The organism is Sphingobacterium detergens (genome assembly GCF_003610355.1).
Classification (GTDB): Bacteria; Bacteroidota; Bacteroidia; order Sphingobacteriales; family Sphingobacteriaceae; genus Sphingobacterium; species Sphingobacterium detergens.
This window is the reverse complement of sequence record NZ_RAPY01000001.1, coordinates 482,414-497,250: the sequence shown is the minus strand read 5'-3', so window position 1 is coordinate 497,250 and position 14,837 is coordinate 482,414. Positions and strand designations below refer to the sequence as shown.

Here is a 14,837-nt window from a genome sequence, read left to right as displayed (position 1 = left end):
TTTATTATTTCGCCAGCCAATCTGGATGTTGGACCAGTTTTGGGTTTAAATTCAGCTCTCGCTGCGGAGTTGGAAAATGAAGATGTCTAGCTGCTGCGTTTGTTTTTCCCGCTGCTTTGAGTTTTGTGATGTAATAGTTTGCTCCCCGACGTACGAGGTCAAACCAGCGCTGGTACTCATACACCAATTCCTTGCGGCGTTCTTCAAATACAAGCTCCCGAAAACTATCTTTATTCTCCTTATCCAGCACGTTCTCCACCCCTGCCCGTGTACGTACCGCGTTGATTGCATCTCTTGCTTCCTTCGTTGGACCATTTAACTCATTTTCCGCTTCAGCAAAAATGAGTAAGACCTCAGCATAACGGATGATGGGTGTATTCTTCGCAGACTGTGACTGGTTACCGACCACGGTCTCATCGTAATACTTATTGAACTGTGGCTTAGCCAATGCATAGTATTTCCCGTCGGTAGGTGATGTCATGCCAGTTGTAAATGTGATGGGGAGACGTTTATCGGTTGCTACGAAGCTTTTGTAAAGTCCGCCTTCGGCATGTAGGGCGTCGGCGTAATCCCCATTGATACCTGGTATATCGGCTGGTGCCGAACGACTGGCCAATGAATTGCCCTGATAGCCACTGTTCCCTTTAAACTGTGCCGAGAAAATATGTTCAACACCATTCTTTTTCTCTACATCGAAGACATCAGCGAAGCTCGGAAAAAGCGCATAACCCTCTTTGTCAATCACCTCCTTAGCAAGCAGTTTGGCATTTGTCCAATCCGCTCGCGTTAGATATACCTTAGCCAAAAGACTTCTGGCCGCTCCGGATGTAGCACGTCCCTTATCTGCATCGCTATAATTCTTATAATTCGGTAGACCGGAAGCCGCCTTCAGATCATTTATGATCTGTGCATACACATCATCTTCGGAGGCCTTTGTCACATACAGCTCTTGTGTGGATAAGGTTTCTATAGGACGTACCACAAGTGGAACTGGACCAAACCAGCGCACCAAGTTGAAGTAGTGCAATGCACGGAGAAATTTTGCCTCATTGATCAGGCGCTGCTTTACTGTTGCATCAATCTGATTTTGTGTCATCGCTTCGATATTGACAATGTTTAGGTTTGATGCATTAATTGCATCGTAGCTCTGTTTCCAGAGTTGCTCCATTCGATCATTTGAGGCGTCATGGGTCAGATTGCTTAGGGCACGTACATGGGCATTTCGTGCTCTGGGTCCAGCTTCATAGTCATCTGTTGCCATCTCTACACCAATCTGGAATAGGCTGTTGTAAAGGGACTGCCCTGTCTCATACAATTTTCGATAAGTACCTGTTACTGCGGCAACTGCTTGCCCCTGATCGAGGTAAAACTGCTCCGAAACCAATGCGCTTTCGGGGTTTTCGGTCAATTTTGAGCAGGATATCCCTGTCAACAAAATCAATACTACAGTAAGATGGAAATGTATTTTTTTCATTGGTATCTGTAAAAATTAAAAGGTTAAGGAAACACCTAAGGAAACAGATTTGGCAGCTGGGTAAATGCCGGCATCCGTCCCAATCTGAACATTGCTACCCGAAGTTACCTCCGGATCAAATCCTTTATAGCTCGTCCAGGTCAATAGATTTTGCGCAGCCAGGTACAGATTCAGATTTGTAATGTGTGCATTTTTTAACCATTCTTTTGGAAAACTATAGCCAAGTTGTAGGGACTTCAATCGTGCGAATGAACCACTTTCAACAAATTGATCCGAAAATATGGGGGCGGGATCTAGTTTCGCTCTAGGGTACAGTTGACTTGGATTAGTCGCGGTCCAACGGTCAAGCGCATCGATGGATGCATTCTGCTGTCCTGTAAACATCTCAAGATTTTGACGGTTGATATTCAGCAGATCATTACCAACTGTTCCCTGAATCAAGAAAGAGAGATCAAACCCCTTGTAGGAAAAAGTATTGCTGATACCGAATATAAAATCAGGCTGTGCATTACCGATTAGCGTGCGATCATTGGCGGTTGTAAATTGACCGTCTCCATTAATATCCTTATATAAGCGATCCCCGGCTTTTGGATTTGCATTTCCCGTCAATGCACCTTTGCTACTTTCCTCCCCCAACTGTAGAATACCGTCGGTAACAGTACCATAAAAAGTACCCAAGGGCTCACCGACTTTAATAATATAGTTTCCAGAAATATAAGATGTCGCACCTTCACCGATAGTTAGTACTTTATTGCGGTTAAACGAAACATTCAGGTCGGTATTCCAGCTCAGATTGCCTTGTAAATTTTTTGATTTCAAACCAAACTCCACGCCCTTATTGGAAACTGAACCAAAGTTTTGCAATGAAGTGGCATAACCCGAAGTCCAAGGGATCTCAACGTTCAGTAATAGATCCTTTGTCTTTTTATAATAATAATCAATCGTAAACTGCAGTCTATTGTTCAGGACAGCAAGATCAAAACCAGCGTCATATTGAAAGGTTGTCTCCCAGCCCAGGTTTTTGTTGGGTATCCGTTGCGATGCAAAGCCTGTGACTACATTATTTCCAAAAAGATAATTTAAACTATACAAGGTTGAAAGTGACTGGTATTGACCGATTTCTTGATTTCCTGTGGTACCGAAACTGGTGCGTATCTTAAAATCACTGATGCCGGGAAAAGCTTGTTTAAAAAAAGGCTCATTCGCTACACGCCAGGAGAATGCCAAGGAGGGGAAATTACCCCATTTATTGTCGGCACCAAATCTGGAACTTCCATCGCGACGTATGCTCGCTGATGCATAGTATTTATTGGCATAATTATAATTAACCCGCGCCAGGTACGAATGTAGCACCCAATTGTAGGTATCCGAAGAAGGGCGTGTAATGGTGGAGCCGCTTTGTAGGCTATTGAAAAGCAAATCGTCTGTAACAAAATTCTGTGCTCCAGCCTTAAAAACTTCATTTTTATTTTCCTGCTGTGTAAAACCAAGCAAAGCATTAAAATTATGCTGTCCGATAGCTCCGGTATAGGTTAAGGTATTTTCATTCAACCAGGATGTTCCATCTAAATTTCCTAGACTTGCCTCACCTTTGGATCCGCTCCCTTCATAGATGTAGGATGGTAGATAGAATTTATCATTGCGGTTGTTTAGATCAACCCCAAAGAGCACTTTAGCTTGTAACCCCTCTAATATACGATACTGCGCAAAGGAGGTACCCAGAATACGTAAACCATTTGATGTATTTGTGGTTTCTTTCAATGTCGCAATAGGATTTGCAAAAATATTTTCAAATGGATTGCGTAGCGTATACGCACCATTTGGCTCGTAGATTGTTGCTGTGGGCGGCATAATGAGCAAGGCATTGACAATACCCGTTGGTGCAATCTGTGCATTGGTTTTATTGATAGATACATTGGCTCCTACCAGCAAACGGTCAAAAGGATTTGCATTGATATTGGAACGGAAACCCAAACGTTTGAAATCTGTATTTTCGATAACACCCTGTTGATCAAAATAATTGGCACCGAGAAAATACTGTACTTTTTCAGCACCACCGGACAGTGCAAGTTGATGATTTTGTATGTTACCTGTCCGAAAAGCTTCTTTTTGCCAATTTGTTCCTTCGCCCAATTGATCTATCTCTGCCTGTTTACGATATTGATATGGACCTAAGCTGGGATTAGCATCATATAAGGCTTCGTTGCGAAGGATGGCAAAATCATGGGCACTCAAGACATCAATGTTTTTGAGAACACGCTGTACGCCTATACTACCGTCATAGTTCAATTGTACATGGCCGGCCTTACCTTTTTTAGTTGTGACCAAGATAACGCCATTTGCCCCACGAGATCCATATATTGCTGTTGCGGCCGCATCCTTTAGGACCTCAATGCTTTCTATATCTGCTGGATTTATGCTGGCCAGCGGATTGACAGGTGTACCGCTTCCCACACCAGTGCTTTCTGTCTGGTTGTAGACTGGAAATCCATCGATGACATACAGCGGTTCATTTCCGCCTTGTATGGAAGCCCCACCCCGAATGCGGATGCTCACTCCCCCACCAGGTTGTCCCGAAGTTTGTGTAACCTGAACACCGGAGACAGCTCCTTTCAAGGTCTGATCTAGCGAAGAAACAGGCTGCCGGAGCAGATTTTCTGGCAAAGATGCCACAGCTCCCGTCAGATCACGACGCTTTTGAGTTCCGTATCCCACCACGACAACTTCCTCCAGATCTTCGGATGAAGGAACCAACTCAATAATTGCCGGTGATGTGTTGACGATTATTCTTTTCTTCTGGTAGCCAACAAAAGTTAAGATTAATGTAAAAGGCAGTTTTTGCCCGGTTACGAATTGGAATTTCCCTTTCTGATCTGTTTTTACGCTATGTGTAACAGCCTCCAACTGTATGGTCACCCCCTCGATGGGTTCTTTGGTCGTTGCGTCAATAACTGTACCTATTAGGGACGCGTTGATAATCGGTTGAGGTTGCTGTGCCTTCGCAAATACGAATGTAGAGAGAAAAAGCACGACTAAAATAGCATACGGAAGTACGCTGAAATTTTTCATTGTCAGTTCTATTTAATATGAATATGCAAACAAGTGCCAACGCCATTTGGTACTCTTATTTTTTTTAAAACTCGAATTGCTTGTTTAATGATTTATAAACAAGAAAGATGGGTGTGTTTAACTACACATTCGCATTCGACAAATGAAGAAGAAAAGATTAAAAGTTGGGATAAGTTTTAGGTTGCTTTTTAGCGGTTTTAGATAGTCGTTTTTCATACTTGTTCAAAATTTGTAGTCTAGATTTTATGTTCGTTGCCAACGCCAATTGTTAACGACAGTACAAATATATAAATAGTTTTCAAAAAGACTACTAAATAAGTAGTCTTTTTGAAAACTATTTATGATTTTCTTATCAAGGGTTATTTATCGCGTTGAAACGAATCAATCAGAGGTATTAGTGGCAGTTCTTTTCTAAAAAAGATTATTTATTCTCGTAAGATAAATCTATCAGGCGGGTCATTGTAGAAGAGAGTGCCTAAAACAACATAAGCCCGATATGGGATCGGGCTTATGCTTACAATTTTTTTGAGAATTCATCCTCGCTAGCGTTGATATCCCAAAGGTATCCACTATTTGCAGGATCTTATTCTCCGCTTTCTTTTGCAGCAAGATATCTTTCTGCTTCAAGCGCAGCCATACAACCTGTACCAGCCGCAGTGATTGCTTGGCGGAATATATTATCCTGTACATCTCCACAGGCAAAGACTCCTGGTATATTGGTTGCAGTACTATCTGGCTTGGTAATCAGATAGCCTGTTTCATCCATTTCCAATACGCCAGTAAACAACTCCGTATTGGGTTTATGACCAATTGCAACGAAGAAACCTGTTACTTCAAGATCTTTCTCAGATTGATCTTTGTTATTGATTACACGGATTCCTGTCACCACTTGACCATCCCCTAAAACCTCTTTAGCTTCGGAGTTGTAATGTACTTCGATATTCGGTGTGTTCATGACGCGGTGTACCATTGCTTTAGATGCGCGGAACTCATCACGACGCACCAACATGTGTACTTTCGAACACAATTTTGCGAGATAAGTCGCCTCTTCTGCAGCTGTATCACCAGCACCTACGATGGCAACTTCTTGATTTTTAAAGAAGAAACCGTCACAGACAGCACAAGCTGACACACCAAAACCATTATATTTTTGTTCAGATTCTAAGCCCAACCACTTCGCTGTTGCTCCTGTAGCAATAATCACCGTGTCGGCAGTAACCTGAACTGTTCCATCAATTTCTACGCGGTGTACATCACCTGTGAAGTCTACTTTTGTCACATAACCAAAGCGTACGGATGTTCCAAAGCGTTCAGCTTGTTCCCGTAAGTCTTCCATCATAACTGGACCGGTAATCCCCTTTGGATATCCCGGAAAATTGTCCACTTCTGTTGTTTGTGTCAACTGCCCCCCCGGTACAATACCTGTATATACCACTGGTTTCATATCCGCACGGGCAGCATAAATTGCTGCAGTATATCCCGCCGGTCCTGAACCAATAATCAGACATTGTACATGCTCCACTTCTTGTTTGAATTCCATAATCCTTTTTCTAAGCTATTAATAAAGTTATTTTTTAAATTTATCTTGCAATCCTTTCAACATATCCAAAGAGATATTTTGAGGTTTCTCCTCTTTTTGTTGATTGAATTCCTTTTTAGCAGTTTTTTTATCTTCTACTGAATGCGTCGGAGCCGCTTTAGCTTTTTGCTCGCTTTTTTCTTTCTTATATCTGATCCAGATATTTTCCAGTACTTTTTTGGTATATAAAGGGAAGTCACCGTTCTGCATCCACGCATAGTAGCTAGGCTCCTGTTCAAACACTTCTACAATCGGTTTTCCTTTGTGTTTACCAAAATTAATGGTCTCCAATCCATCTTCGTTGTATACAATGCGGCCTGCAAAATCTACGGGTTTACTTAAATTTGTAAATTCGTGTAATGCTGCAACATCATTAACAACAGGATAAGATACAACGCCATGACGGTCTTCAAATGCTGATCCCTCGTATTTTGTCAACTGTGCTTTTAAGACTTCATACGTAGCACGCACATCCGCTTCAGCAGTATGTGCATTTTCAAGATTTTCATTACAATAAAACTTATACGCTGCCTTTAAAGTACGCTGTTCCATTTGATGGAAGATATTTTGCACATCAACAAAGGCACGCCCTTCCAACGAAAAATCTACGCCTGCACGTAAAAATTCTTCCATAAGCATAGGCACATCAAACTTATTTGAATTGTATCCTGCCAAATCCGCATCGCCAATAAATGCCGCCAATTCTATTGCAATGGCTTTAAACGTCGGCGCATCTTTGATATCTTCGTCACGAATACCATGAAAGAAGGTTGATTCTGCAGGAATCGGTCTTTCTGGATTAATTTTCTTCGTATATACAGTTTCTTCACCACTGGGCATCACTTTCAAAAATGATACTTCTACAATACGATCTGTCGCGACATTAACTCCTGTCGTCTCCAAATCGAAAAATACCAATGGTCTTTTTAATTTTAATTCCATGCTGGATAGTATGCTTTTTTTACAAAAACCAAAAATACAAAGTTGAATTTGATTTTTGTAGTCTGTGAAATTTAATTTACAACCGCTTGATGAATCGGTTCCAACTGATTGAATTTACCTACGACAACTTTAATCATTTGGTTAAAATCGAGATATTTATTTGCGATATCACGAACTTTCTCGGGGGTCATGTTTTTGATCTGCTCCATGTAATAAGAATAATACGTTAAGCTCATATCGTTCAACAAGACATTTTTGAATTTATCCGCATGAGAAAAGATACTCTCCAACGAACCCAACATCGATCCCTCCATATAGGTTTTCACCAGCTCGACTTCTTCGTCTTGGGCTAATGTGGTCCTCAACAGGTTGATTTCTTTCTCGATCTCTGTTAATGTTGCATTTGTTACATCGACACCAACTTCCGTAGCAATTGTTAAAAAGCCGGTATGCTTTAAGGTCGCAACTGCAGAACCAATACTGTAGGTATATCCTTTTTCCTCACGGATATTTCGCATCAATCGAGAACCGAAAAATCCGCCCAACAATGTATTTACAAATTGTAGTGCAGGGTAATCGGGATGGGTTCTCGAAATGGTTTGATTCCCTAGACGAATAGCTGATTGTAGTGCATTTTCTTTTTCTTCGTAAGCTATACCACCGGCATCTTGAATAAATACAGGATTATTTGCCGTAGTGACTGCTGCATCTTCTAGCCATTCGAATCCAAAAATCTGCTCCAACTCTTTCATCAAATTATCAGAAACATTTCCAGACACAATCAATGTGCAATTACTCGGCACAATTTCTTTCTGATATAATGCAACCAATTGATCACGGTTAATCGCATCATAATCATCTAGTTTTGGTGTACGACCATAACGGTTGCTTTCACCAAAAACCAAGTTGTAAAACTTACGTCGTGCCAGATAATCATTTTTTTGAATGGATACCTGAAATTTTTGTTTGTTGTTACGGAGATAGGTATCAAGTTCCTCCTGTGGAATAGATGCTTCTGTCAGTATATCTTTGACAAGCGGCAACAGAACCTGACTATGTCTGTTCAATGTATACAAAGACAAGGAGGTTACATCAAAGGAGTATTCGGGAACAAGAAATGCACCATAAAAATCTACTTTGTCTGCAATCTCGGCACTTGACATACTCATTGTACCCTCTTTTAGCAATACACTTAATGCACTATTCAGGAGCGGATTTTCATTTTGTGCATCGAGGTATTTATTTTCAAAAATCCATTCAATGCGGACAAGTTCCTGCTCAGGAGAATGAAATACATACACTGGCAATCCGTTTGCGAACTGCTTTTTGACAGGTTCTTTCAAACTTATATGACCAATTTCACGGAATTCAGGTGCTTTTGTTCTATCCAACATGTCGTATCTCCTCCTCTTGTGCTTTATACATTAATACTGATGCGTTTTCGGGATTAAAAATAGCTTGTGCTTGTGTTTGTACTTCTTGGGCGGTTACAGCCAAATATTTGGACACTTCGGTATTGATACCATCGGCATCACCAAGCAACTCATGAAAGGCCAAATTCATTGCTTTATCCAAGATTGATAATTCAGCAAATACATTTGTTGACTCGATTTTATTTTTAACTTTTTCCAGTTCGGTATCAGACACCAATTCTTTTTTCAACAGATCGAGTTCTCCCCATACTGCACGTTCGGCTTCTTCCAACGATATTCCTTCGGAAGGCTTACCTTCGATAACAAACAGGTTATTATCGATACTGCCCATCACATAGGCATTTAACTCACTAAAGAGCTGTTCTTCCTTTACTAGTCTACGATATAGTCTTGATGAAGATCCTCTGGAAAGGATATCAGAGAGTAGGTCCATGGCAAAGTAACCATCTTCCAATCGTGCTGGTCCGTGAAAAGCCATGTAAAGTGCATCTAATGGTACTGGAGCAAAAGCCGTTTCCCTTCTTAGTTCCTTTTGTATCGGTTCTTGTGGTAGCTGACGGTTATATTTTTGGCCGGGACCAATATCGCCGAACCATTTCTGAACCAAGGATTTAACCTCTTCATAATGCACATCACCAGAGACAACCATAATTGCACTCTGTGGATTGTAATGCAATTTGAAGAAAGCCTTAACATCCTCCATGGTCGCATCTTCGATATGTTTTAGCTCTTTGCCAATGGTAGCCCAACGATATGGATGCACCTTATACGCTAAAGGACGCAATTTAAGCCAGGCATCCCCATAAGGTTGATTGAGATAACGCTGTTTAAATTCTTCACTTACTACATTCCGCTGCACTTCAAGGCTCTGTGGCGAGAACGCTAAACTTAACATGCGATCCGATTCTAACCAAAGGGCTGTTTCCAAATTCGAAGAGGGCAAAGTAATATAGTAATTGGTGATATCATTGCTCGTAAAAGCATTATTCTCACCACCTACTTTTTGTAATTCTGTATCAAAACTAGGGATATTAACGCTACCACCAAACATCAGATGCTCAAATAAATGGGCAAAACCAGTCTGCTCCGGCGATTCGTCCCTTGCACCTACATCGTACAATATATTTACACAGGCCATTGCTGTGTTATGATCCTCGTGTACCAACACACGGAGGCCGTTTTCTAAGGTAAATTTTTGGTATGAAACCATCTAGTTCTTTTTCGATTTTATGAAATCCAGTTAATACCTTTTCGCAACAAGGATAAGGTCTTGGCTTCTTCGGAGCCTTCTTCAGGGTGATGATCGTATACCCAATTGGCTTGAGATGGTAGACTCATCAGTATGGACTCGATACGGCCATTTGTTTCCAGTCCAAATTTAGTACCAGAATCCCAGACCAAATTAAACTCAACGTAGCGTCCCCGACGGATCAATTGCCAATTTTTCTGCGTTTCGTTATATGTTTTATTCCTATTTTTTTCAACCAGCGCAGTATAGGTCGGTGCAAAGCTACGACCTAAGTCACAGGAAAATGCCAAGATATCTTCCATAGCCATGCCCGTTTTGGCTGTATTTAATTTATCGTAGAAAACCCCTCCTATTCCACGGGTTTCTTGTCTATGACGAATAAAGAAATAGTCATCGGCCCATTTTTTAAATTCATCATAAAAAGTCGGATTATGTTTATCGCAGACCGTTTTCAATTGTTGATGGAAAAACTGGGCATCATCTTCATTCACGTAATGTGGTGTCAGATCAATCCCCCCTCCAAACCAACGCATCTGTTCATTTAATTCAAAATATCGGATGTTCATATGGATGATCGGTACCCATGGATTATTGGGGTGAATGACAATCGAAACTCCAGTGGCGAAAAAATCGTCTTCATCGACGCCAAACGCTTTTTTTATTGTCTCGGGTAGTTTGCCATGCACGGCGGAAAAGTTGACTCCACCTTTTTCCAATATATTGCCGTTCTGAATAATCCGTGTTCGACCACCACCCCCACCTTCTCTTTCCCATAGTTCCTCCTCAAAGCGGGCCGAACCGTCCAAGCGTTCCAAAGCCTGGCATATTTCATCTTGAATTTCTTTATAAGCTAAAGCTATCGCTTCTTTTGTAATCATCTACTCTATCGCTAGTTTATGTTAATTTTTCGCTCAGGGCTTGAATAATTTTAGATGCAGGCTGATGTTGATATAAAATTTGATATACAGCATCACAAATGGGTAATTCGACAGCATATTTTTCGGCATATTCCTGAATACAAGCAGAAGCATAATAACCTTCGGCCACCATATTCATTTCAAGTTGAGCCGATTGCACGCTATACCCTTTACCGATCATATTACCAAATGTTCTATTGCGGCTAAACTGCGAATATGCCGTGACCAACAAGTCTCCCAAATAAGCTGAAGTATTGACATCCCGGGATGTATCGCCATCTACTTTAGCAACAAACCGACGCATCTCGCGGATAGCATTGGAAACCAAAACTGCCTGAAAGTTATCACCATAACCCAACCCATGGCATATACCTCCAGCAAGGGCATAAATATTCTTTAATACAGCTCCAAATTCAATTCCTAAAATATCTTCCGATAAGATCGTTTTAATGACTCTGGAAGACAAAAACGAAGCAACCAGGGCTGCACTATCCAAGTTTTTGCATCCAAATGTCAGGTAAGACAGCTTACCTAAGGCGACTTCTTCCGCATGGCAAGGTCCTCCGACCACACAGATCCGTTCGATATCGACCGCGTAATGCTGTTCCAAAAACTCGCCGATAATCAGGTTATCCTTAGGAATTATCCCTTTGATGGCTGACACGACTATCTTGTCTTTAAAATCTTCCTTTGTGACTCCTCTCAATGCATCTTTTAAATAAGCTGCTGGCGTATTTAAAATAACAATATCTGAATTAACAACAACATTTTTGGCATTGGTATCGATGGTTGTAATACTCAAATCAACAGAAACACCACTCAAATAAGTCGGGTTGTGTTTAAATTGTTGAATATACTCCGCATCTTCCTCTTTTCTAATCCACCAAAAAATATGTTTGTCTTGGTCATTTTCGCATAGCATCTTGATCATGGCCGTCGCCCAGCTTCCGCTACCAATTATACCAATCTTTTTCCCCTGCATGTTTTTAATTTGTTTTCGAAAGCAAATATACTTATTTACTGCTTAGATATGCGATTGCATCAAGAGATATGATACTTTAGTTACTTTTAGAACCGAGAAAACTTTGCCAAAACCCTTTCTCAATACCCACATAATAGGCATTTTCTTCCTCTTTAACAGGGTAAATATGAATAAAGTCATGTTGGGTAGGATTACCCTTTCCTGTTACAAGATCAAATTCATGGCGATGGAAGGGACAGATCACTTTACCCCGTTCACACCAACCATTTTTGAGCGGAGCGCCCGCATGCGGACATTTCCTGGAAAAGGCATACAAATGATCCTCAAACCAAGTAAGACAAATAGTCTTTCCGCCAAATTTATGCTCTGTTATCCCCTCATCCTTTAGAAATTGGGCATTATCAATTTTGTACCATCGAAGCATTCCACAAGATAGTTAAAAATTACAGTGAATTTTCTATCTTTGTGCAATTTCAAAAATTTGCACTATATATGGCTTTACAATGCGGTATCGTAGGTTTACCAAACGTTGGTAAATCAACATTATTTAACTGTCTGTCGAATGCGAAAGCACAGGCAGCAAACTTTCCATTTTGTACTATTGAACCAAATGTTGGGGTAATTACCGTACCGGATGCCCGTCTAAATAAATTAGCTGAGTTAGTCAATCCACAACGTATCGTTCCGAATACCATTGAAATCGTCGACATCGCCGGGTTGGTAAAAGGAGCATCAAAAGGTGAAGGATTAGGTAACCAATTTTTAGGAAATATTCGCACAACAAATGCGATCATCCACGTTTTGAGATGTTTTGATGATGGTAATGTTATCCATGTGGATGGTTCAGTAGATCCAATCCGAGATAAAGAGATCATCGATACAGAATTGCAACTTAAGGATTTGGATACTGTGGTAAAACGTATCCAAAAAGTGGAGAAAATGGCAAAAACAGGTGGTGATAAAGATGCTAAAAAGACTTTTGATATCCTATCTGTCGTTAAAGAACATTTGGAGGCAGGCAAGTCAGCACGTACAGCACCTATTGAAGCCGAAGATTTTGAATTTATCCAAGACTTAGCCTTGTTAACCGCAAAGCCAGTACTTTACGTATGTAATGTGGACGAAGGCTCTGTCAATACAGGTAACGCTTATGTGGATCGTGTAAAAGAAGCCGTGAAAGATGAAAAAGCTGAAGTATTGGTTATATCTGCGCAAATTGAGTCTGAAATCGCTCAATTGGAGAGTTATGAAGAGCGTAAGATGTTTTTGGATGACCTTGGATTAGAAGAATCTGGTGTCCATAAATTGATCAGAGCAGCATATTCCTTATTAAATTTAGCGACCTACTTTACAGCAGGCGTTCAAGAAGTACGTGCCTGGACAATTGAGAATGGTTTTACAGCCCCTCAGGCAGCTGGCGTCATTCATACAGATTTTGAAAAAGGATTTATCCGTGCTGAAGTAATTAAATATGATGACTTTGTTAGTCTAGGTTCAGAAAGTGCTGTAAAGGAAGCCGGGAAATTGTCTGTAGAAGGAAAAACTTACATTGTACAAGATGGTGATATTATGCACTTCCGTTTTAATGTATAAATAGCTGTTTAACCAGCAAAATTTTAAAAAAAAGCGGCCGAAAAGATGATTTTCGACCGTTTTTTTTATACTATATTTTAACCCCCAAATTTCCAGTATGTTCACTGTATATTCGTACTGCAATCAATATAAGTCCACGTGAGTCCACCTCTTATATTGGAGCCATTGCGCTAGCATGATGGTGACAGCTTGCTAACAAGTAAAATTAAAATTTTGCTCCTTATAATGTATCAGTTAAACTCCAGTAAGCACCTCCAAAGCTGACGATCAGTTTATTTGTTAGTAGACTAAGAGTTAAACCCATCGTTATTTAACAAAATAACGATGTTCTATTACCTCAACTTTTTTAACATCTTTATCTTCCAGCAATTTTTTGACATCACAATGTCCTGTCACACCACGATAAATTAACGTCCCACCAAGGGTCAATCCTGAAAGCCCAGCCAGTGGAGATTTAAATATCTTTTTTACGCCTAAACCTAAAATAAAGCCGCCGGCAATCACAGACAGCACGCGCTCGGAAGCACCAATATTCTCCTCAATGCAATCATCTTTTATCTTAGCTTTAATCTTGTCAAATGCAAATAGCAATAGGTTACTCATAATTATCTATATTTAAGTATTGTTTCTTTATGTAAACAAATTATGATCCAAAAAAGTTTAGAAATAGAATAATAGTTTTTATATGATTTCTCGGATCACATCCCTTATATTCGTATTTATCAAATTAAATATCCATGCAAGTCAAAAAATATTCCGGTGAATTAGTACCCTTTAATGGAGAAGCCTTACGGCATTCGCTTTCCCGTTCAGGAGCAAATAGCGATCAAGTAAACGAAGTATACAGCAGTGTTATAGGTGAAATATACGATGGTATTTCAACCAGGGAGTTGTATCAGTTGGCTTTCGATACATTGAAGACTGTACGAAACTCATTTGCCGCGCGATACAGCCTAAAAAAAGCACTACGTGATCTTGGACCTGAAGGCTTCTATTTTGAAAAATACATCTCCCATTTGCTTCGTTCAATTGGATATGAAAGTACCACTGGACAGACGGTACAAGGCCATGCTGTTTCCCATGAATTGGATGTGGTTGCTTATAAAGATGGTAAGTTGATGACAGCGGAGTGTAAGTTTAGAAATGACATTGACGCCAAGATCTCCGTTACCACAGCAATGTACTACCTATCGAGGTTCAAAGATATCAGTGGAATTGACTATAATTTTTTTGGCAAAAAATTACAGTTTCAGGAAGGCTGGCTGATCACTAATGCCTACTTCACATCAGATTCGATCGATTTTGCAACTTATTACGGCATCAACTTGCTTTCTTGGGACTATCCAAAAGAGAATAGTATCAAAAGAAGAGTCGATAAAGCCGTCTTTTATCCGGTCACTTGTTTGACCACCCTTTCGGACCTGGAAGAACAGCAGCTGTTAAAAAATCAGCTGATTTTGGTAAAAGATCTTGTAAACAATCCGGATAAACTGGATATTCTTGGACTTAACAAGGAAAGAAAAGAGAAGGTCCTCAAAGAAGCCAGTGAGCTATTAGACTACAAAGTAGAAGAAGAATATTAATATTATCAGTCTAAAA

Annotated in this window: 12 protein-coding genes; 2 read left to right on the top strand and 10 right to left on the bottom strand. The window is 40.3% G+C overall.

What is annotated here, in order from left to right:
- Nucleotides 1–4: 4 nt before the first annotated feature.
- The 9 genes from DFQ12_RS02130 to DFQ12_RS02090 form a co-directional block, all read right to left on the bottom strand.
- Nucleotides 5–1,474, bottom strand: coding sequence for a RagB/SusD family nutrient uptake outer membrane protein (locus DFQ12_RS02130; RefSeq protein WP_120257382.1), 1,470 nt, complete (start codon nucleotides 1,472–1,474; stop codon nucleotides 5–7).
- Between the two features lie 15 nt (nucleotides 1,475–1,489).
- Entirely contained in the window at nucleotides 1,490–4,543 is a 3,054-nt protein-coding gene (locus DFQ12_RS02125; RefSeq protein ID WP_120257381.1) for a SusC/RagA family TonB-linked outer membrane protein, read from the bottom strand.
- 583 nt (nucleotides 4,544–5,126) lie between these two features.
- Nucleotides 5,127–6,083 (bottom strand): thioredoxin-disulfide reductase, encoded by a 957-nt coding sequence (trxB, locus tag DFQ12_RS02120; protein WP_120257380.1) that lies wholly within the window; start codon nucleotides 6,081–6,083, stop codon nucleotides 5,127–5,129.
- A 27-nt stretch (nucleotides 6,084–6,110) separates the two neighbouring features.
- Nucleotides 6,111–7,064 (bottom strand): 3'-5' exonuclease, encoded by a 954-nt coding sequence (locus DFQ12_RS02115; RefSeq protein WP_120257379.1) that lies wholly within the window; start codon nucleotides 7,062–7,064, stop codon nucleotides 6,111–6,113.
- 71 nt (nucleotides 7,065–7,135) lie between these two features.
- The gene (locus DFQ12_RS02110; protein ID WP_120257378.1) at nucleotides 7,136–8,458 is read right to left on the bottom strand and encodes a M16 family metallopeptidase; all 1,323 of its coding nucleotides are present in this window, start codon (nucleotides 8,456–8,458) and stop codon (nucleotides 7,136–7,138) included.
- Nucleotides 8,448–9,707 carry a M16 family metallopeptidase gene (locus tag DFQ12_RS02105; protein WP_120257377.1) on the bottom strand — a complete coding sequence of 420 codons (1,260 nt, stop codon included), beginning with the start codon at nucleotides 9,705–9,707 and terminating at the stop codon, nucleotides 8,448–8,450. The genes DFQ12_RS02110 and DFQ12_RS02105 overlap by 11 nt, the downstream gene beginning before the upstream one ends.
- Before the next feature lie 17 nt (nucleotides 9,708–9,724).
- Complete coding sequence (hemF, locus tag DFQ12_RS02100; protein ID WP_120257376.1) at nucleotides 9,725–10,624, bottom strand: oxygen-dependent coproporphyrinogen oxidase; 900 nt, start codon at nucleotides 10,622–10,624, stop codon at nucleotides 9,725–9,727.
- 16 nt (nucleotides 10,625–10,640) lie between these two features.
- Entirely contained in the window at nucleotides 10,641–11,645 is a 1,005-nt protein-coding gene (locus tag DFQ12_RS02095) for an NAD(P)H-dependent glycerol-3-phosphate dehydrogenase (RefSeq protein ID WP_120257375.1), read from the bottom strand.
- 76 nt (nucleotides 11,646–11,721) lie between these two features.
- Nucleotides 11,722–12,069: a Rieske (2Fe-2S) protein gene (locus DFQ12_RS02090; protein ID WP_120257374.1), complete on the bottom strand. Its 348-nt coding sequence runs from the start codon at nucleotides 12,067–12,069 to the stop codon at nucleotides 11,722–11,724.
- A 68-nt stretch (nucleotides 12,070–12,137) separates the two neighbouring features.
- On the opposite strand from DFQ12_RS02090, the gene ychF reads away from it, so the two are divergent.
- Complete coding sequence (gene ychF, locus DFQ12_RS02085) at nucleotides 12,138–13,238, top strand: redox-regulated ATPase YchF (RefSeq protein ID WP_120257373.1); 1,101 nt, start codon at nucleotides 12,138–12,140, stop codon at nucleotides 13,236–13,238.
- Between the two features lie 306 nt (nucleotides 13,239–13,544).
- On the opposite strand, the gene DFQ12_RS02080 is transcribed toward ychF, so the two are convergent.
- Nucleotides 13,545–13,841 (bottom strand): YgaP family membrane protein, encoded by a 297-nt coding sequence (locus tag DFQ12_RS02080; RefSeq protein ID WP_120257372.1) that lies wholly within the window; start codon nucleotides 13,839–13,841, stop codon nucleotides 13,545–13,547.
- A gap of 134 nt (nucleotides 13,842–13,975) precedes the next feature.
- On the opposite strand from DFQ12_RS02080, the gene DFQ12_RS02075 reads away from it, so the two are divergent.
- Complete coding sequence (locus tag DFQ12_RS02075) at nucleotides 13,976–14,821, top strand: ATP cone domain-containing protein (RefSeq protein ID WP_120257371.1); 846 nt, start codon at nucleotides 13,976–13,978, stop codon at nucleotides 14,819–14,821.
- Nucleotides 14,822–14,837: the final 16 nt, after the last annotated feature.